The following is a 19415-nucleotide window of genomic DNA, read 5'->3' as shown; positions in this document are numbered from 1 at the left end:
TTTGTCAGAGCAGGTAGGTGCTCCGCCGGTCGTCACTCTCAAATGGCCAGGTGGAGGGCATCGCGACAGGTCCGTGTGCCCGGCTCGCGGCGGAATGACCGTAGCCGGATCTTGGCTATTCAGACCCAACCAGCAAGTGCTCGTATCTATGGCCTGTCTGTCCCGAGGAGCTGGCTTGGGGCTGCCCTCCGGCGCAGTGACGAACCAGCGGGGTGGGATTTCCTATGGATATGCGTGATTCGACCCGTCCGGTTCATGCGGTATGCCGGTTGCCTGGGCTGCGACCGCGACGAAACAGGTCGAGCAGTCGCCTGTCCCAGTTGACAGGGACTGCGCGCGGCGTGGCGGTGAGGCGTGCAGCGAGCTGGCAACGTAGGCCAGCCTCATCGCTGTCACCACACCAGCCGCAGTCCGCGTCACGGCGCGGCACCGTGCTTATCGCGGTGCGTTCGCGGACGAACTCGAAGTGGTGCATTGCCGCGTATGCGCTGAGGTCGGTGATGGCGAGCAAGAAGTCTGTGGTGGCCTGAGCGGCCGTGATCCCGTTGAGGGTGATGACGCTGGCCGCGGGTACGTTCTCGACATACTGGGCCTGCTCTCGCTCAGTGTCGGGTGCCATGTCGATCGCAAGCTCTGCAGGATTGATAAGACCGTTGCACCAGAAGCAGCCGTATCCGGGGATCATGCGGCGGTAGGCCGCGTGGATGCGCCCGATCTCGCCGTCGGTGTTAACGGGAACTTTTACGCCCAGTTGCGTGGCGGGGATGAGGTGCGCCTCGACGATGGCGTTGACCCAGTGGCGGGCAGCATGGGTGTCGGCGGCAAGGAAGATCCAGTCTGCCATGGCGAGCAGTCGCAGTGCGTCGGGGTCCTGCACAGCCGACCTCTGGAGCGTGACCTTGCTGTGCGGGTTGGCCCGACGGATGTTTCGGCGCGCGAGCTTCACCTTGGGCTTGCCGATGTCGCGACGGGTGGCGCCGACCAAGCGCGGGAGGTTGGTCTCGTCCACCGTGTCGTTGTCGATGAGGATCAGGTGACCGATGCCGACGCGAGCCAGGTACTCGGCCACGATGCTCCCCACGCCACCCAGGCCGACGATCGCGACCGTCATCTCGCGGAAGGTGGCCTGGCCGAGGTCTCCGAAGAGGCGCGCCTGCCGGTCGAACGCCGCAGGGCCACCGACAGGTGGCCGTGCGGGCTCGGGGCGTAGGCGGCGCAACTGAGGCCCAGGCACGACCAGTTCGGCTAGGAGCGCCCGGGTGCCGTCAGGCAGCCACAGGTCGCCAGCGGCTGCCTGTGGCGTGCACACGACCGCTCCGACGGTGTGCCCGGTGATCTGGCGGATCGCGGGGTATCCGCGCTCGTGGCTGTCTAGATCGACATTCGAGAAACCGACGCGGGTGCTGCCGCCGTGGTTGTGGAAGGCGATGTACGCCAGTCGGCCAGCCCGCGCCCGCAGGGCGGCATCGCGGACGAACGCTGCGGTCAGTGCCCGGTGCCCGTGGGTGCCGGCGACGTAATCCACACCGTCCTCAGCGAGCAGGATCTGGGTTGCGAGCAGGCGGGGGCCGCGGGGGCCGTCGACGCGCTCGGCCAATACGACGGCTCCGTGCTCCTCGCCGTCGCTGAAGAGGTGCTGTTCGAGACGGGCCCAGTCACGGGGACGGAGCGTGAGGCTCCATCCCCGCGCCGGCGGGTTCACTGGTCGGCGAGCCATGCCAGAACCTTCACGGCCTTGAGCGCAGCGGTGTCGCGGCGCGGGTTCCAGCCGTTGGAGCGGCGCGAGATCTGCAGGGCAGACCGGTCCCGCCAGATCACGTTCTGGAAAGCGTCACCGTGGGCTGCGCCGTCACGGCGACTGACGGGGCCGAGGTAGTGAGGGTAGACATCAGCATTCGGGTACGCCGCGCTGATACGGAACCCGAGCCAAGTGGTACTCGGTTCGTATTGCTCGCCGATCATGACCTCATCGATGATGATCGTGGCATCGCCTCCGGGCTCTCGCACGACGTCGACGGCATGGGTGGCGAACTGCTCGTGGATCTGGTCGATGGCCACATCGACCGCAGTGCGCACCTCAGGAGTTGTCGTCACCGGTGACCGCCACGAAGTCGAGGTTGGGGTGGATCTCGATGACGTCCGCGTCGCCGATGACGTCGTAGTGGTTGCCGCGCTGCACCGAGAGCACGAAGTCGATACCGACATCGCTGACGCCCTGGGCGATGGCGGCCTCCTTGATCTGGAGACCGGTGTACTTGCCCTGGGTCAGCGTCACGGGGCTGTTGTTGACCGTGATCGTAACTTCGTGCGGGTTCTTGGGGTCGCGGGTCGGCTGGTCGGCTACCGTCATGGCAGTCCTCCTTCATAGGGCTGGGTGATGGTGGCGCCTCCGGTCGAATGGCAGCGCCACCATCGCTCATCTCCGGGTCAGTTTTCTGAACCGGACGGGTTCAACGTTTAGAATACTACACCGTCAAGGTGTAACATTTTCATTGTGAGGCGACGGAGTGGAGATCGGCTTCCGGCGGGCGTCCGAGCAGGCGCTGTTCCGAAGCAGCGCCCGATTGAGGCGCAAGTACGGTCCGGCGTGCGCGAAGAAGATCGCGTTGCGCCTGACTCAGATCAGGGCCGCAGCCAACCTCGAGGTGCTGTGCCAGCTTCCCCAGGCGCGCTGCCATCAGCTCGTCGCCGACCGCAGCGAGCAGTTCTCGTTGGATGTGGAACATCCGCTTCGCATGATCGTTGAGGTTGCCGACGATCCGGTTCCCCGCGGACACGACGGCGGCGTCAACCGAGCACAGGTCACTCGCCTCGCATTCGTCGAGATCACCGACACCCACTGAAGCCAGAGAGGAGGAGACGATGAACGACGACACCACGAATGACACCGACAACGCCAGCGATCTGGCCTGGTATCCGTATGAGCCGGACGAGGTCCCGGCGCCCGGCGACTCTCTTCTGGAAACGCTCGAGGCCCTCGAGATGTCACAGAGCAAGCTCGCAGCACGGACCGGTCTGACACTCAAGCACATCAACCAGATCGTGAAAGGCAACTCTGCGATCACCCCCGCGACCGCGATCGCCCTCGAACGAGCAACCGGCATGCCGGCCGCGTTCTGGAACACTCTTGAGGCCGACTACCAAGACCACAAGGTCCGCACCGACGAGCTGGCCGCCTTGTCCGACCACGCCGGCTGGCTCGATCGTATGCCGCTGAAGGCTCTACGTGATCGCGGGCACGTGACTGCAACAAGAAGCGATCCGGGGCGCCAATTGCAGCAGGTCTTGGCATTCTTCGGGGTCGGGAGCCTCGACGCTTGGGAACGAGCTTGGGACCAGCCTGCAGCAGCCTTTCTTCAATCGGGCGCATACGAGATCGACGCAGCAGCGGTCGCGGCGTGGCTTCGCCTCGGCGAACTCGCCGCCGAAGAGGTAGCCAAAGAGGTCGCCTTCGAGCCCTTCGACCGCGCTGTACTGCGCGCTGCTCTCCCCAAGCTGCGCGCGATGACAGTCCAAAGCCCCGACGACTTCTTCCCCGAACTCGTCGCCACCTGCGCTTCAGCCGGCGTCTGCCTGGTCGTCGTCCCTGACGTTGTGGGCACCCGCGCGAGCGGGGCATCCCGGTTCATCTCCCCAACCCGCGCCGTTGTACAGCTCAGCAACCGGGGTAAGCGCAACGACAAGTTTTGGTTTGCACTGTTCCACGAGCTCGGTCACCTTCTGCTACACAGCAAGAAGGAGACCTTCATGCGGTTCCCGGACACGAAGGCCGGCGCCGGAGCCCAGGCCCAGATCGAGCAAGAAGCGAACGACTTCGCCGGCCGACTGCTGATCCCGGCCGAGGCGGAGACCGACCTGGCGGCGATTAAGACGCCCGCCGACGCAGTCGCACTGGCCAAGCGCCTTGGCATCGCGCCAGCAATCGTCGCGGGCCGCCACCAGCACGAAGCCAACGACTGGAGGTTCGGACAACCCAAGCTTTTCGAAACCTACGAAATCCGAGACTAGGTCGACTGGGCCGCTTTCAGCCATGTGGGCTGGGTGGCCGCAAGCCCGCAGATGCCTCCAGCAGACACCTCGTGTTCTCCGGTACGTCGAAGCTTCTCGACCGAATAGAACGAGTCGCCATCCAACCGTCCAGCGACTTGCACCTGGGAGCCATCCGGGACGTGGCGATAGGAAATGCGAACCACATTGATTCCCGAAGACAGGGTCACGGGTCGCGAGTCGCACGATGCTGCTGGCTGCCTCAACTGCCTGCTCATGACTCGCAGGAGGTGAGTTCTGCGACCTGAGGAGGTGAAACCAACTGGGCTCACGCGGGCGGCCAACCGGCACGGTTTCGGGGGGAGGTTTCCGGCGTATACGCGACCGGCCCGAAACCGAGGGCTGCCACCGGGCCTTCACGCGGATGGTGCCGCGTGGCACGGGCCACCGCGTGAGACCACAATGCCTTGTCCGCCCCATCTGGGGCTGGCTTCGAGAACCGCTTGGTTCCAACATTCGACCCGGTGCGTCTTAGACGTTGCGCACCGGACTCGGGGAACTCGTTTGACTCGACGATCCCATGATCACGGGTCACCAGGCCCCGGTCGGTCACTGCCCATCCATCCGCGATCCACTCGTACATTGCGCCGTTGGCCCACGCATGCTCGGCACCTGTTCTCGCTGCGATTGCATCGCTGATGGCTGAGTGAAGGTTCACGAAGAGACGGTCACCGACCTGCTTGGCCTCATGTGCAAACCCGCGTCGGCGCATCTCGCTTCGGAGTTCGTGTAGGACGTCGACAGCCGACACTCGCGGATGCCAGACCACCTCAACGTACGGAAGGCTTGGGCCTCCGCCAGGGTCGTGTTGCGCCTCATATCGGAAGGTCATCTTGGGCTGAGTCGATTCGTCCTCATCCCAGAATGACGACGACATGTAAGGCGGACCGGTGGTGGTGGAATGCTCCCGCCACGACACGTTCACCAGCGGCGTGTCATACGCATCGCTCGCCGGGACAGTGATGTCACCCTGTCCCAGGGCTCCGAGGTCGTTGGCCTGTTCCAGCGCGTCGGCGACTGTGTCGAAAGAGACCTCGCTGCCGAGCCGATCCACAACGGCCGCGCGGCTCGAGTCTTCAGCCGCGACCTTGTCGTCAAGCTGAGCTTGGACAGCGTCCAGTCGCACCGCGAGTTCGCGGTTTGCATCGTCTAAGTGCTGGGTGCGTCGTTCAACCGCGTCGGTGGCACCCCGTTCGGCCGCGGCTCGCACGCGAGTTACCAAGCCGCGTTCCAGAAGGAAGACCACGGCGACCAAGAGCACCGCGGTTCCGACGTTCGTGAGAATCGACGACGCCAGCGACTCTCCACTGCCATACGCGTCGTCAACCCGCGCCGAGAGCAGAAATGGAGAGGCCGTGATCGCAATCCCGGTGAGTGTCACAGCGACTATTGCCCACCACCGCACACGACCGCCGTCTTCAGGCATTCCTTCCGTCCTTCCTGCTGCCGCCTACGCCCAGCACTTAGAAGCCTCGCGGTATCCAGATCCAACGATTCCGATCGGCCCAACCTTGAGAAACAGCTACAACCGAGGAGGTTCGACGCGTCAGACACTAAGCCTTGATCGAGGGCCGCGGCGCGTGATCACGCACATCAACAGCTTCCGCCAGGATCAGCGACGCTGGCGGCGGAGTGCAACAGGTTCGGTTGTTGCGAACCATGCAGCCCCCGGAGCCGCCCTTGCGCGCTGGATCGAGCACCACAACCCTCAACGATGCCGCGGCGCATGCGGAGGACTCCCACCGATCAGCCGCGTGTGACTAACGTGTCTGAGCATCACGCCTAAGGCGGTTGATACCTTCGCTGCTGTGTCTCGGTCTGTCGCGCTGGCGCTGACCCAACACCACGGGAGAGGAACCGCGATGATCGGCGACGACCTGAGCTGGATGAAGGTCGACAGGCAGAGCAAGCGCGACCACAAGACCAGTACACGTCGGCTGGCACGCGTACGGCTCGACGACCCCACTTCTGTGGCAGCCGCGCAGCGGCGCACGGACCAGTTCTGGGGCGTTCTCGGGATGGGTCGACAAAGCAACCGGATCACTGTCGCCGAGAACGCTGGCGACCTTGTGCCGCTCAGCATCCTCGGCGCGTTGGTGCACGTGCCCCGCATCGATGGCGTTCTCGCCTTCTTCACGGGTACTCCCCCAGATATCAATGGTCTCCGTGAGCCAGCTCGCGCGGCCATGGGACCTAGGCCTGGCAAGGTCTGGTCACTGAACCCCGACGGGCGCATCACCGACATGATTGACTGGCCCGCTCACGTCCAGTGGGGCGCAGATTGCCTCGCTGAGACCGTCCGTCATCTGGCGGGCGGTCGCCCGATCGCCGCCGCGGTCATCGCTCGAAGCCAACTTGAGCGCTGGACCTACAACATCGAGAACCATCACGAGATCGAGCCGGTTCGAAACGGGGAGGGAACCGCCGACTGGATAACTCGCGTGTGGTCGGTCTACCCGGCGATCGCGATCGACATGGGTCAGGCGTGGTCGGACCTGTCGGAGTTCCTCCACGCCAGAGGACCGCTCGTCGCAGGCCAGGAATGGGCGGTCGAGGCCGGGCGCGTCGGACGCGTTCGTTATGCGCCAAGTAGCGACACCCGCGCCCTGCATGAACGGATCGGTGAGATCGCGTCAGCTACCTTTCGGCAGGTCCTTGGGTGTGTTGCCACCATCGCCCGCGAGCGCGGGCGTGAGGACTGGGTACCGCTTCTTCAGAGCGCGTTCCTCATCAGTGACGAGACTGACAGGTCAAGTCATCGTTGGCCCCCGCCGGTCGTGAGCTGGCCCATGGCTCCCGAGGTGGCCTTCGGTGGCTGGGCCAAGACGAACCGGTTGGCGGCGATCGGATACCGCTTCGAGGTGACGCAAGCAGCTGCAAAGGATCGTCTGGCCGCCGTCGAAATGAACCGGATCGTCGCCGCGGTGGCGGAGCGGCGGGCGCGTGCCAGCGATCGTTTCGCACTGGCGTGGCAGAACGAGTACGAGATCGAAGGAGACAACTTTCAACCCGGCGCTCTTCCGGCTCGACTGTTTCGTCACATTGCCATCACTGAAGCAGCTGAGATCGTCTCCGGTTGGTCGGCCACCGAGAACGAACGGGTCGCACTGCTGATGGCAGCGGGCGCCCTGCGAAGTGCGTCCTACTTCTGGCTCGAGGACACTGATCTCTCTCTGCCTTGTATCCGTACGCTGCTCGAGCAGACCTGCGTGGCGCGCGCCTGGCGAATGAAGCCTGAGCGGGCAGCCAAGCTCGCCGCGCAAGCACCCACACGACAGTCACCGGCGCGCTGGATCGAGTCCGCCGGTTGGAAGCGTGCAGCCGTGGTCGGTCGGGCACTAGGCGAGTTCTCGCATACGAGTCTGCGACAGCGCACCAATGGCGCGCGCCGCCTGCTGACCGCCCTGCAGCCCGAGCAGCCCGAGCCGGACCCGCACGCTCCGCTGACCGCCCGACGGTATGCGCTCGACACGACTGCATACCTGCTAGCGCACGAAGTGATCGCGCGGCTCGAGGCGGCCGACGCAGATTTGGGCTCTCCATCGAGCTTGAGCGAGTCGTTTCGCGACCAGGTGACACTGATGGGCGCCGAGGAACATGAGGCGATGCTCGCAGGTCTTCTCGAGAGGTCATTCTCATTGCGTGAACACGACTTCGGGTTGCCGGACTTCGGCCCGCGGGAGACCGCCGCATCCAAGTCGGATCTCGGCCACGACGATGTCGAAGTGGACGCCAAGGCCGAGACCGTGCCAGACGCTGCCGAGACCAACGACACAAGCGGAGACTGACAATCGGGATTGGTGCCACGCACTGTGGACGCGGCCCACTCAAGGGCGGGTCAGTGGAAGGCAACCTCAGCGACGATCGCCTCAGACCCCGCTCGAGGCGAGGCAACCTTTGGCTCCAACGGTGGAGCGGGAGGCAGCCCGCCGGGATCCGACGCGCGGCTTGCCGCCACTGGCGACGGTCGCAAGAGATCGCACCTGGTTCAAGGTGGACGGCGCGGCCCTACATCTGACGCGAAGGGCGACGGCAGCCAGCTTCAGCGCACCACACGACGCAGTTCGCGCTGACCAACAGCCACGAAGGCATGGCGACGGCGCGTCATACTGGGCGAAGTGAGGCACTGGGATGGGCCAAGTGGCGATCACGAGATCCCGGTGACGAGGTCGATCTGTCGGTTCGTTGCGGGCCCCGGAGTCGGAGTCGGAGAGTGACTAGGAATCGCTGGCGGATTCGCATGGCAGACTGAGCCGATGCCATCGACCGCGCTTGACGATGCCCGTGTTTTGTGGGATTTCCATCAACTTCCCGATGAGCCTCGTCCAACCGATGTGGCAATCGCGCTGGGTAGTCATGACATCGGGGTGGCTGAGCACGCTGCGGATCTCTTCCGTGCCGGTCGATTCCCGCTGATCGTCTTCACCGGGGCGAACGCGCCGACGACAGTGAAGGACTTCCCGCGCGGCGAAGCGGTCCATTTCGCGGAGCATGCTGAGGAGCTGGGTGTGCCGCGCAGCGCGATCCTCGTGGAGCCCCGTGCGACCAACACCGGCGAGAACCTGACGTACAGCCGCGAGCTCCTCGCCGAGCACGAGATCAGCGTGGCGAGCGCGACCTTGATCAGCCGCCCGTATCAGCAGCGGCGGGCGTACGCGACGGCTCAGAAGCTGTGGCCAGATCTGGATGTTGTGTGCTCGGCTCGCAGCCAGGAGTTGGGTGCGTACATCGCGTCGATCGGCAGCGACAAGCGAGTGCTGGACATGCTGGTCGGCGACACCCAGCGCTTGTGGGTGTACGCGGAGAAGGGGTTCGCGACGCCGCAGGAGATCGATGACAGGACCTTGGCCGCGTACGAGCGCCTGGTCGCGGCTGGGTACACGAGTCGCCTGGTGGCCGAGTCGGTCTGACGGATCCGGCGTCGACCCCGCAGGCCACACCGATGCGCTCGGCGAGTTGGACGAGACGCAGCGGTGGCTCCCCGCGCCGGGTGCGCACGAGATGGCAGGACAGCGGCCGGTCGGGGTGACCTGTTTCCAACTCGACCGGTACTCAGCCGTCGAACGCCGCCCCCAGGTCTGCAGGGGCGGCAGCCACCCAGGCGTCGACCAGGAGGTCGCGGAGAGATCCTGGGTCGATGACGCTGAGCTCGATGAGCACGGCGGGGTAGTTGTTGAAGTGCTCGATCGTGAAGACGCCGTCGATGCCGGCGGCGAGGACGCCTTCCTTCTCGTGCAGGTCGGCGGTGTTGACCGCGAGGATCGGCGGGTCCGGGGGCGTCTGGTCGCCGAAGCGCTTGATGTCGGCCTTGCTGAACTGGCGCAGCCAGGCGATGCTCTTGCCGCGTACGGACCAGGTCGGGTGTCCGTGCCGTTCGCCCTCGGTGACCTCGGGCAGCTCGCCGATGATCCGGGTGAGGTCTTCGAGCGTTGCCATTCCTGGAGCGTAACCCTGGTGCTGCCAGATCGGGCCAGATCGACCGAGTCGGTCGGTAAGGTCGGTTCGTGACGTCGATGATCGACTCGATCGTGTCCCGGCTGCTGCGGACCCGGGCCGTCGTACGTGCGCCGATCTGGCTCTACCGTCACAACGCCGGGTGGCTCTTCGGGTCCCGGATGCTGATGCTCGAGCATGTCGGGCGCCGATCAGGCGTGGCGCGGTATGTGTGTCTAGAGGTCGTCGAGAGGCCGAGCGCGGACGAGGTCGTGGTGGTGAGCGGGTTCGGCACGGGTGCACAGTGGTACCAGAACCTCGTTGCCGAGCCGTCGTGCCGCGTCAGCATCGGGAAACGGATAAGCATCACGGCGCAGGCACGGTTCCTCTCCGAGGAGGAGTCCGCTGCCGCATTGGGTCGTTATCAGCAGGCACATCCGAAGGCCTGGCAGCGCCTGCGCGGCGCGATCGAGACGGCGGTCGGCCACGAGGTCGAGGGACTGCCGATGGTGAACCTGAAGCTCATAGGAGACTGAGATGCGTCGCAAGTGGCTGTGGTTTATGAAGAACACGTTCAACCGGGTGACGATCCGGGTGGCCCGCTCGGGGCACGGCCCGTTCTCGCTCGTGCGTCATGTGGGACGGAAGTCGGGGAAGACGTACGAGACGCCGATCATGTTGGCGCTCGTGCCGGAAGGGTTCATCGCGGAGCTGACCTACGGCGAGAACGTCAACTGGTATCGCAACATCGTCGCCGCCGGGCGCTGCGAGGTGTTCGTGGACGGGCAGTGGCATCAGGTCTCCGCCATCGAGCCATTCCCGTCCGATGCCGGGCGCGATGCCTTCGGCTATCCGGCCAAGCTGGTGCTGCAGGTGCTGCAGAAGCACGAGTTCAGGCTGCTGCGTACGGCCTGATCGTCTGAACTAGGCTTCCGCGGGTGTCCAGCAAGCTGATCAGTGCCCGCAACGAGGCACGTCGGCTCGTGGAACCACTGGGGCGTCGCTGGTTGCACGTGCAGACAGTGGCCGACGCGGCTGCGGGCGCCGCGGCCAAGCTCGGGTTGGACTCGGAGACGCTGGTCGCCGCGGCGTGGCTCCATGACATCGGCTATGCCGACGAACTGCGCGAGACCGGCTTCCATCCCGTTGATGGCGCCCGCTACCTGAGGAGCACGGGATGGGACGAGGAGATCGTACGACTCGTGGCCCACCATTCGTGCAGCAGATTCGAGGCTGGGCTGCGCGGCGTGAGTGAAGCGCTTGCTGAGTTCCCACGCCCGTCTCCTGAGCTCGAGGATGCGTTGTGCTTCTGCGACATGACGACGGGTCCAGGAGGTGAGCGCGTGACGGTGGGGGATCGGCTGGCCGAGATCCAGACGCGCTACGGCGAGGGCGACGTCGTCGGTCGTTTCGTGGAAGCTGCGCGCGGCGACCTCGTTGGGACGGTGCGCCGGGTTGAGGACCGTCTTCTGAGGGCCGAATGATCAGGGGTTGGGATCGAGGTGTGGGTCGCTGCGGTTGAGCGCCCAGTCGATCCTGACGCGCTGGCTGCGGTCCATCTGGAGGCTTGGCACCTTGTCCGGGGACACCCACTCGACGTGAGTGCTCTCGGCTGACGGGGTGGGTTCGCCCGCGAGGTAGCGGCCGGCGTAGATGATGGTGAACTCCTGACGGACCTCGCCGTCGGAGGTGTACTCGATCCGATGGCGAGGATCGGTCCAGATCCCGACGAGACCTGTCACCTCGATGTTGATGCCGGTCTCCTCGAAGGTCTCGCGAACCGCGCATGCCGTGAGCGACTCACCCGGGTCCATCGCGCCGCCGGGCATGGACCAGTTGCCGTTGTCGTCGCGTCGGATCAACAGGATCCGGCCAGGGTCGTCACGTACGAAGGCGCCGGCGCTGGGTTTGATGCTGTTGACCTCAGGAGCGGAGGGGTCGTCGTACCAGTCGATTCTGCGGCCCATGTCGATTCACCCTATGGGGGCTGGGGGAGTGGCGGTCTCCCAGACACGGTCGAACGCCTTCTCGTAGTAGCCGAACAACCCGCCGGTCCCGACGCGTTCGTAGTGGAAGACCGGCGAGTCCTTGGCGCCGATGCCATGGGTGTGCGGATTGACGAGCATGTGGTCATCGAAGCGGTAGATCGAGGCGTACAACGGCACGTCATGGACGCGGACCTCGACTCCTGGAAGACCGCGAACGTCACGGAGATAGTCGAGAGTCGAGGCTGCACGTGCGGGAAGCGTCGGGAGGCCCTCGGCCATACCTCGTCGCCTGACTTCGTTGGATTTGGGATCGCCGAGCAAGATCCTGACGCTGCCGTCGTCAGCAGCCATCCGTCTGATCTCGCGAGGTAGTCCGAAGGCCTCGACCACGAACCCACCGGAGTAGACGAGCACCTCGAGTCGGCGGCTGACGCGCGACGAGAGCGAGCGCCACACGTCGCCCGGGACGCTGTCCCGTGTGGGCCACATGCTGACCAGCTCCGACGCGGTCGCCGCCGTCGCACCCAGTCCGTCCCGGAGGCTCGGCCACAGGTAGGTCTCTTCGTGACCGAGCACGGTCGCGACCCGCGCCCGGGTGCCGCGGTGGGGGACGCGGTCCTGGGTCAGCCATCGCTCCACGCTCTTCGGATCGACTCCGACAGTGGCGGCCAATCCTGCGGTCGTCATGTCGTGAGCAGCGAGCGCGGATCGGAGCCTGTGATTCGGCATGCCGCCAACCTACCGGACAAACGTCCCCATATGTCCCTGGCGGGAGGTGCAAACGTCCCGGGGTCCGAGGTGATGGTGGTTTCAGTCCTCGGCGCACCAGGCTGGAACAGCGTCGGAGCGCTGGGGACCTCCAGCCCGCCTCCGCTCCCTGAGAAGGATCCGATGAGCACGTCTGCGCCTGCAGGTATCACCCGACCCGGCCGGCCTCGGGTGATCCCGCGGGCGGCGAGCGCGGCAGGTCCTCGCGATGAGATCCTCCATGTGGCGGCGGATCTCTTCGTCAACCGTGGGTTCGCGGCGACCTCGACGCGGGACATCGCGGAGAAGGTGGGGATCAGGCAGGCGTCGCTGTACTACCACTTCGCGGGCAAGCCGGGCATCCTCGCCGAGCTCCTGGAGCTTTCGGTGCGACCGAGCCTCGAGAAGGTCGAGAGGATCGAGGTGGCGTGTCCGGCTGACGTGCCGGAGGCGGCGCTCTATGTGTTGGCCCTGATTGACGTGGAGACGCTCGCGACCGTGCCGCACAACCTCGGCAAGCTCTGCCGGATGCCCGATGTCAGGAGCAGCGAGGTCTTCGCGGAGTTCCAGCCTGCGCTGCAGGAGTTGACTGCTGCGTACGGTCGGTTGGGTGCAGACATCGTCAGTCGCCCTGTCGCCGCCACAGTAAGCGTGGACCAGCTGGGTGGGTTGCTGGTCCAGGCGGTCGAGGTCGTGATCCGGATCCGCTCGCGCCGCGTCGAGGTCACCTCTGCGCACGCGCGAGCGATCGCGGCGACGTGTCTTCGGATCTGTGGCGTGCCCGAGGCGAGGATCGCTCGCACGACGGTTACGGCAGACGACCTCTTGCTGCGGTTCGCCGAGGAGCGGCCGGCGTAGCGGAACGCGCGAGTCGTGGAGGCGCCAGCCTTTGCTGCAGGGTGATTCGGATTTGACGTGGATCAATCCTGGGGTGGCTGGGCAAGCGACGACTCCGCCTAACCGTCGTACGCCGCGACGCAAACTGTCGGTGCCACTCCGTAGAGTCATCGAGTGCGGGGTGCATGTTGGCGATCCGCTACAACCGAGCAGGAGAATGGGTAAACAGCGTGTCCGACAAGACTGAGGCCGACCGAAGCGGAGACAACGAGTCAGAAAAGGCCTTGGAGCCTGCCGCGGATCACGAGAACGTCGACGTCGAGGCTCGGCGCGTGAAGTTCTACAGCGTGACTGACATGAGCGTCGGCCTGGAAGCGTCTCGTGCTGCCGAAATTGCACAGAAGTTCGATGCGGTCAAGGGCGTCGCGAGCGTCGGAGATGCGTTGGAGTTGGCGAATGTCATCAAGTTCATTGAGGCGGGGCTGGTTCCGGATCGGCTGAGTGAAGAAGATCGCTCGGATCTGTTGGGCCGGGTCCCAATGATACGGCGCGCAGTGGCAAGCTTCTTCCGCTCGGTAGACGAGTCGAACGTGACTTCGGTGATGGTAGGCGTTCCTGTCTTCTATCGAATTGATTTGCTCGATGAGTTGGCCCGACAAGGAGCGTTCGAGCGGTGCCAAGCCAATTCTATGCTTTCGGCGTTGCAAGCGACGGGATTCGTCCTTCGGGACTTCTTGAATTCGAAGGCCCTGGTCAAGGCTTATGGCGCCGATGTTCGGTCGTTGTTGCTGTCCGACCCGTTGAACGGTGAGATTCTGGTCCAAAAGTATCTGGCGGCGAGCACCGCGACGCCGATCTATGCCTAGCAGTTTCGACTCCGCAGATGCGCGGGTTCTGATGAGTAGCTTCATCGAGTCTGAAGACGCGCACCCGAACTCGTTGGAATTAATTTCTCGGACGTCTGACGACGCGAAGGTTGGAATTGACCGCCGTCTGCGCTTCCGCGCACGGAAGCGCAGCGAAGAGGTGGTCGCGAAGTTTTTCGAGACGAACAATGGCCTCAAGACAGGCTGCGAGGTGACGGTTGATGCTGACCAGACTGTTCCTGTAGCGGAAGCTTTGGTCGGCATGGTGGCGAAGTACTCTTACAGTCGAACGTGGCTTGAGGAGACTTTGGAGCCGCCGAGTGTTCTAAACAACTTCCAGTTCCTGTTCGACTTCGCAGATGCTGATGGTCTGCTGAATTTGCCGGCATTCGACGCCGACCTTGGGATCCTCGAAGGGTTGATGACGGCCAAAGGAGCGAAGGACTACGTCACGGGCGCGGTATACAAAGTAAAGGACTGGAGTTCGACGCTCCAGACCGCGATGTATATTCGGTTTCTGAAATCTCAGGACGTTGAGCTCGAGCCGCTATTGGAGTGGTTCGTCAATGACTACCTTCCGTCGGAGTTTTCCGTCTCCGGGTTCCGGTTTAAGGCGTCTTCGCCCACGGCCACCTACCTTGAGCGTTGCCGCCACCTGTTCCCTGAGATGGAAGGTCTGGTTCGCCAGTTTCATCTGTTCATTGAGGACGGGATCGTTGATTTCGCCATGCTGGACATGTCGTCCGATGCGGTTGCATATACCGACGTCCCGAGTGCTCTGGAAGGAAAGTACGTTTATCGGGTCGACGGCACTGACCTCGTTGGCATTTTGAACGCCCTTTTCTCTGATCAATCTGGCCTCGCTTACGTCCGAGAAGACCTGCAAGACGTGAACTTCGCGCGGCTTGTGATAACAAACCAGCTCAAGATGGAGGACTTCGGCCGGCACCAGTTGCGCGGTCTCAATTATCTTATGGAGCACGACGTGCTGACTGTTCGGGACGGGCGCGTTTCGCTGGCCAGCGAGGAAAAATTCCTCATCCTTCACACCCTATGGGCAAAGGAAGCGGTGAGTTACTATCATCTGTCGGACGCGGGCCGCGCCTACGTGGACGACGTGGAGAGTCGTGGTTGGGTAACACGGAGATCCACACTGCTGACGGAAGCCGAGGGGTGTTACCTCGACTTCATGCTCAACCGTAGATTTCACAACGGTCCGAACCTGCGTAACAGGTACTCGCACGGTGCTCAACTTGAGGGAACAGAGGAGGCGCACTTTAGTTCCTACTTGGTTGCTATCAAGTTGCTCGTGGCGCTGGTCATCAAATTGAACGACGAGTTCTGCTTACGCGCGGCAGCCGATGACCGTTCGGCCCCTGCGGGAGACGAAGCGGCGTGAGAACTCCGATCGAGTGCGACCCGCAGCCAGTTTGACCTGACTTGGCTCACCGGTCGGGGATGGGCGGGACGAGATGTCGCTGACCTGCGGGTATGGATGACGCTTAGTACGTTTTCACGCACTAAGCGGGCGCGGTCTAGGGTCGCGGGGTGGCGTTCATTCGGCGGGTGAGGACCGGGTCGGGTGCCACCGCGGTCCAGATCGCTGAATACGCCGGCGGGCGTCAGCGGATCGTGAAGCACCTTGGTTCGGCGCACACTGATGCCGAGCTCGGGCTCCTGCTTGAACAGGCACGCAGCCTGCTGGCCGATCCCGGACAGGACGCTCTCGACCTGGATGTCGCGCCCACGCCGCGGGTCGCGGAACTCGTGTCCGAACCGGTTGCACAGGGCGTCCTCGACCCGGTTCCACGGCCGGTGAGGGCGCGGCGTGATGAACCCGGTCGGGTCGTGAGCACTGACTCCCGACTCCTGCACGAGACCCTCGCGACGGTCTTCGACAGTTTGGGGTTCAACATCCTCGACGATCCGGTCTTCCGCGACCTGGTGATCGCCCGGATCGTAGAGCCGACCTCACTGCTTGACACCGGGCGCGTGTTGAAGGACCTGGGCCGAACCCCAGCCAGCTACGCGACGATGAAGCGCACCCTGAGCCGCGCACACGCCAAGACCAAGCCCGCGACGACGGGCGGCGCGAAGAAGGGCAGCAGCTACCGCGACCAGATCGCGACCGCCTGCTTCGCTCACGCCGCCACCCGCGGCGACATCAGCCTGATCCTCTACGACGTCACCACTCTTTACTTCGAGGCAGAGAAGGAAGACGAACTGCGCAAGGTCGGCTACTCCAAGGAACGCCGCGTCGACCCCCAGATCGTCGTGGGCCTGCTGGTCGACCGACGCGGGTTCCCGCTCGAGATCGGCTGCTTCGAGGGCAACAAGGCCGAGACGCTCACGCTGATCCCGATCGTGAAGCAGTTCCAGACCCGGCACGGGCTGGCTGACATCGTGATCGTCGCCGACGCCGGGATGCTGGCAGCCACGAATCTGCGCGACCTGGACGAGGCTGACCTGCGGTTCATCGTGGGATCGCGAGTGACCAAGGCACCCAACGATCTGGAGTCCCACTTCCGCTGGCACGGCGACGCCTTCACCGACGCCCAAGTCATCGACACCATCACCCCACGCACCGGGCACAAGATCGAGAACGACCCGAAGCAGAAGGCCGAACCGGTCTGGGACCCCGAGCACCATCCCGGCTCGTGGCGAGCGGTGTGGGCCTACTCGACCAAGCGCGCAGTGCGCGACAACCGGACGCTGACCCTGCAGGAGAACAAGGCCAAAGCCGTCGTCGCGGGCGAGAAGGCCGCCCGCACGCCCCGGTTCGTCAAGACCCGCAACGGCGCTGCCGAGCTTGACGAGGCATCGCTGGCCCGAGCCCGGCGACTGGTCGGGCTGAAGGGCTACGTCACCAACATCCCCGCCACGGTGATGCCCGCCGGCGAGGTCATCGCCAGCTACCACGCCCTATGGCAGGTCGAGCAGTCCTTCCGGATGTCCAAGACCGACCTCCGCGCCCGGCCGATGTTCCACCACACCCGCGACGCGATCGAGGCCCACCTCACCATCGTGTTCACCGCGCTCGCGGTCAGCCGCGAGGTCCAAGCCCGGACCGGGCTCGCCATCCGCAACGTCGTTCGCCAACTACGGCCACTGCGGTCCGCGACCATCGCGATCAACGGCACCCAGCAGACCTTCGCCCCCATCATCCCCGAACCACAGCAAGCCATCCTCGACGCGCTCGAGCACGCCTAACCTCACGCACTAACCACTTGAGCCAACTCAGGTTTGATGCTGCAGGTGATGCAGGGTCACGAGTTCGGGACGCGGCGCAAGGACTGATGCTCCGGCGTCGGCGACACCGGTTGCGGTGACCTACGTTGCTGGCCCGCTGAGCTCACGTAGGTGGTTGCGGAACTCGGCGCCGTCGGCGGGGGAGCGGTACTCGAGCTCGTGGGCGACCTCGCTGGCGACGAGCAACAGGCTGGGTTGTGAACGGCGCTCGTGATTCAACGCGGCCTCGGCGAGCTCGAGTGCGGTGACAGGGCTGCCGTCGCGGGCGGCGAGGACGGCCTTGGTCAGCTGCGCCTCCGCGAGACGCATCGGGCTGATGACGGTGCCGTCCGGACGAGTGCTGGTGGCGATGACGGTGTCGGCCATGGCGTCGGCCATCCGTTCGCGCCCGTGCAGGGTGCGGTAGGCGTCCATCGCGTAGAAGGAGGCTTTGGTCGGGTCGACGTTGAAGTGGTTGCGTACGTTCGACGGCAGGTCGTTGCCGTCGAGAACCTCGCGGACCCGGTCGAGGGCGACCTCGGTCTTGTGACTGTCCTTCATCCGGGCGTACGCCTTGGCCTTCTGCGCGTGGAGCTGCGCAGCGACCGAGGCGTTGGGGGCGCAGCGGATGCCGGCGTCGGCGGCCGCGATGACGTTGGGCATGTCGCCTTGGGTCAGTGCCATCCAGGCACGGATCTCCCACGTCCACGCGGCCATGACGTTGTCGCCCAGGTCGGCCGCGAAACCCTCGGCAGCGACGCGGGCCTGGTGGGTGGCCTGCTCGTCGCCCTGGTCCCACATGAGGCAAGCCCGGAGAAGCGATAACCAGCCGGTGAGGTGGATGACTCGCTCGTGGCCGGCGAGGGACACTCGCCCTTCATGCACCAGCGAGGCGAGCTCCTTCAGCCAGTCGTCGACCTCGATGGTCAGCGAGCGGGCGTCTTGGGCTGAATAAGCCGTGCACAGGCGCTCGACCTCAGCTTCCGCCTGAGCGAGATGAGCCTCGCCCACCTTCGGCATACGCAGCGCGGCCACCAGGTCGGTGAACTCGGTCGGGCTCAACCGGTCCGGGACGTTCTGGTTCGCGAGCGGACGCTGGGCGAAGAAGTCGGCGACCGGCAGGTCGAACATCGCGGCGATGGCCTGCTGAGTCTCGGGGGACGGGTTGGCGATCTCGCCGCGCCGGTAGCGCTTGAACATCGCGAGCACCGAGTCGAGCTGAGTCTCCTCGTGGAACGGCGACAGAGCGATGTAGTGCATCGCGGTCTCCCGGTTGCTCCAGCCCTTGGCGGCCTGAAGACGGACCAGCCTCTCGTACCACTGCTCAGCCATCCGGCCTCCCGGTGCGTTCGGTGTCTCGTCGCGCGTGCCGAGGCGACAGGACGACTCACACCAACCTAACAACGAAACCGAGGAGCGGGGGACCATGGGGATCAACGGCGATGCTCCCCGGCTGCTCTCTGCTGCCCGCGGTCGTCCGCGGCCATCGTGAGTGTGACAGGACTCCGGACGAGAGGATCGCGATGAGCCAGCATGCGCTCGCCACCGCAACCCGACCGGGCCGGCCTCGGGTGATCCCGCGGTTGGCCGGCGCACGTGCACCACGCGACGAGATCCTCCATGCGGCGGCGGATCTCTTCGTCAACCGTGGGTTCGCGGCGACCTCGACGCGGGACATCGCGGAGAAGGTGGGGATCAGGCAGGCGTCGCTGTACTACCACTTCGCGGGCAAGCCCGGGATCCTCGCCGAGCTCCTCGAGCTCTCGGTGCGGCCCAGCCTCGAGAAGGTCGAGAAGATCGAGCGGGATTGCCCGGCGGACGTCCCCGAGGCGGCGCTCTACCTGCTCGCGCTGATCGACGCGGGCACGCTCGCGACGGTGCCGCACAACATCGGCCGGCTCTACCGGATGCCGGACGTCAGGAGCAGCGAGGTCTTCGGGGAGTTCGAGCCTGCGCTGCAAGAGCTGACTGCTGCGTACGGTCGGTTGGGTGCCGACATCGTCAGCGGCCCTGTCGCCGCGACCGTGAGCGTGGACCAGCTGGGTGGGTTGCTGGTCCAGGCGGTCGAGGTCGTGATCCGGATCCGCTCGCGCCGCGTCGAGGTCACACCTGCGCAGGCGCGAGCGATCGCGGCGACCTGTCTTCGCATCTGTGGCGTGCCCGAGGCGAGGATCGCTCGCGCGACGGGCACGGCTGACGACCTCTTGCTGCGGTTTGCCGAGGAGCGGCCGGCGTAGCGGCACGCGTGAGGTGTGGGCACTCGTGGCGA

The 19415-nt window shown here is 65.0% G+C and carries 20 protein-coding genes; 12 read left to right on the top strand and 8 right to left on the bottom strand.

Features of this window, described 5'->3' with window-relative positions; translation table 11 throughout:
- Positions 1–253 precede the first annotated feature (253 nt).
- The 3 genes from OG984_RS09075 to OG984_RS09065 are packed head-to-tail and all read right to left on the bottom strand — an operon-like array spanning position 254 to position 2350.
- Positions 254–1717: a ThiF family adenylyltransferase gene (locus tag OG984_RS09075; RefSeq protein ID WP_328531262.1), complete on the bottom strand. Its 1464-nt coding sequence runs from the start codon at positions 1715–1717 to the stop codon at positions 254–256.
- Positions 1699–2076 carry a hypothetical protein gene (locus OG984_RS09070; RefSeq protein ID WP_328531261.1) on the bottom strand — a complete coding sequence of 126 codons (378 nt, stop codon included), beginning with the start codon at positions 2074–2076 and terminating at the stop codon, positions 1699–1701. Before OG984_RS09070 ends, OG984_RS09075 begins: the two co-directional genes overlap by 19 nt.
- 1 nt (position 2077) lies before the next feature.
- Positions 2078–2350 (bottom strand): multiubiquitin domain-containing protein, encoded by a 273-nt coding sequence (locus OG984_RS09065; RefSeq protein ID WP_328531260.1) that lies wholly within the window; start codon positions 2348–2350, stop codon positions 2078–2080.
- Positions 2351–2507: 157 nt separating this feature from the next.
- Here OG984_RS09065 and OG984_RS09060 point away from each other — a divergent pair, with 157 nt between their 5' ends.
- Together OG984_RS09060 and OG984_RS09055 are read left to right on the top strand one after the other, a co-directional pair.
- The gene (locus OG984_RS09060; protein WP_328531259.1) at positions 2508–2843 is read left to right on the top strand and encodes a hypothetical protein; all 336 of its coding nucleotides are present in this window, start codon (positions 2508–2510) and stop codon (positions 2841–2843) included.
- Between the two features lie 19 nt (positions 2844–2862).
- The gene (locus tag OG984_RS09055) at positions 2863–4008 is read left to right on the top strand and encodes a HigA family addiction module antitoxin (RefSeq protein ID WP_328531258.1); all 1146 of its coding nucleotides are present in this window, start codon (positions 2863–2865) and stop codon (positions 4006–4008) included.
- 307 nt (positions 4009–4315) lie between these two features.
- On the opposite strand, the gene OG984_RS09050 is transcribed toward OG984_RS09055, so the two are convergent.
- Positions 4316–5473: a hypothetical protein gene (locus OG984_RS09050; protein ID WP_328531257.1), complete on the bottom strand. Its 1158-nt coding sequence runs from the start codon at positions 5471–5473 to the stop codon at positions 4316–4318.
- Between the two features lie 436 nt (positions 5474–5909).
- Here OG984_RS09050 and OG984_RS09045 point away from each other — a divergent pair, with 436 nt between their 5' ends.
- Positions 5910–7835: a hypothetical protein gene (locus OG984_RS09045; protein ID WP_328531256.1), complete on the top strand. Its 1926-nt coding sequence runs from the start codon at positions 5910–5912 to the stop codon at positions 7833–7835.
- Positions 7836–8303: 468 nt separating this feature from the next.
- On the top strand, positions 8304–8957 hold the full coding sequence (locus tag OG984_RS09040; protein ID WP_328531255.1) for a YdcF family protein: 654 nt from the start codon (positions 8304–8306) through the stop codon (positions 8955–8957).
- 142 nt (positions 8958–9099) lie between these two features.
- Here OG984_RS09040 and OG984_RS09035 read toward each other — a convergent pair whose 3' ends face one another.
- The gene (locus OG984_RS09035; protein ID WP_328531254.1) at positions 9100–9483 is read right to left on the bottom strand and encodes an MmcQ/YjbR family DNA-binding protein; all 384 of its coding nucleotides are present in this window, start codon (positions 9481–9483) and stop codon (positions 9100–9102) included.
- A gap of 77 nt (positions 9484–9560) precedes the next feature.
- Between OG984_RS09035 and OG984_RS09030 the strand changes: the two genes are divergently transcribed.
- From OG984_RS09030 to OG984_RS09020, 3 genes are read left to right on the top strand one after another with little or no spacing between them, the layout of a single operon-like run.
- Positions 9561–10016, top strand: a complete 456-nt coding sequence (locus OG984_RS09030) for a nitroreductase family deazaflavin-dependent oxidoreductase (RefSeq protein ID WP_328532342.1) — start codon at positions 9561–9563, stop codon at positions 10014–10016.
- Position 10017: 1 nt separating this feature from the next.
- Complete coding sequence (locus OG984_RS09025) at positions 10018–10395, top strand: nitroreductase family deazaflavin-dependent oxidoreductase (RefSeq protein WP_328531253.1); 378 nt, start codon at positions 10018–10020, stop codon at positions 10393–10395.
- Between the two features lie 23 nt (positions 10396–10418).
- Positions 10419–10964 carry an HDIG domain-containing metalloprotein gene (locus OG984_RS09020; protein ID WP_328531252.1) on the top strand — a complete coding sequence of 182 codons (546 nt, stop codon included), beginning with the start codon at positions 10419–10421 and terminating at the stop codon, positions 10962–10964.
- Here OG984_RS09020 and OG984_RS09015 read toward each other — a convergent pair whose 3' ends face one another.
- A complete protein-coding gene (locus OG984_RS09015; protein WP_328531251.1) occupies positions 10965–11447 on the bottom strand; it encodes an NUDIX hydrolase in 483 nt (160 codons plus the stop codon).
- A gap of 6 nt (positions 11448–11453) precedes the next feature.
- Complete coding sequence (locus OG984_RS09010; protein ID WP_328531250.1) at positions 11454–12197, bottom strand: helix-turn-helix domain-containing protein; 744 nt, start codon at positions 12195–12197, stop codon at positions 11454–11456.
- A gap of 162 nt (positions 12198–12359) precedes the next feature.
- Here OG984_RS09010 and OG984_RS09005 point away from each other — a divergent pair, with 162 nt between their 5' ends.
- The 4 genes from OG984_RS09005 (at position 12360) to OG984_RS08990 (ending at position 17128) form a co-directional block, all read left to right on the top strand.
- Complete coding sequence (locus tag OG984_RS09005; protein ID WP_328531249.1) at positions 12360–13073, top strand: TetR/AcrR family transcriptional regulator; 714 nt, start codon at positions 12360–12362, stop codon at positions 13071–13073.
- A 209-nt stretch (positions 13074–13282) separates the two neighbouring features.
- Positions 13283–13918, top strand: coding sequence for a hypothetical protein (locus tag OG984_RS09000; protein WP_328531248.1), 636 nt, complete (start codon positions 13283–13285; stop codon positions 13916–13918).
- 31 nt (positions 13919–13949) lie between these two features.
- Positions 13950–15317 carry a hypothetical protein gene (locus tag OG984_RS08995; RefSeq protein WP_328531247.1) on the top strand — a complete coding sequence of 456 codons (1368 nt, stop codon included), beginning with the start codon at positions 13950–13952 and terminating at the stop codon, positions 15315–15317.
- A gap of 149 nt (positions 15318–15466) precedes the next feature.
- Positions 15467–17128: an IS1634 family transposase gene (locus OG984_RS08990; RefSeq protein ID WP_328527560.1), complete on the top strand. Its 1662-nt coding sequence runs from the start codon at positions 15467–15469 to the stop codon at positions 17126–17128.
- Between the two features lie 120 nt (positions 17129–17248).
- On the opposite strand, the gene OG984_RS08985 is transcribed toward OG984_RS08990, so the two are convergent.
- Positions 17249–18478 carry a hypothetical protein gene (locus OG984_RS08985; protein WP_328531246.1) on the bottom strand — a complete coding sequence of 410 codons (1230 nt, stop codon included), beginning with the start codon at positions 18476–18478 and terminating at the stop codon, positions 17249–17251.
- A gap of 191 nt (positions 18479–18669) precedes the next feature.
- Here OG984_RS08985 and OG984_RS08980 point away from each other — a divergent pair, with 191 nt between their 5' ends.
- Positions 18670–19383, top strand: a complete 714-nt coding sequence (locus tag OG984_RS08980) for a TetR/AcrR family transcriptional regulator (RefSeq protein ID WP_328531245.1) — start codon at positions 18670–18672, stop codon at positions 19381–19383.
- Positions 19384–19415 lie beyond the last annotated feature (32 nt).

The organism is Nocardioides sp. NBC_00368 (genome assembly GCF_036090055.1).
Lineage (GTDB): Bacteria > Actinomycetota > Actinomycetes > Propionibacteriales > Nocardioidaceae > Nocardioides.
This window is presented reverse-complemented; position numbering and strand designations above follow the sequence as displayed.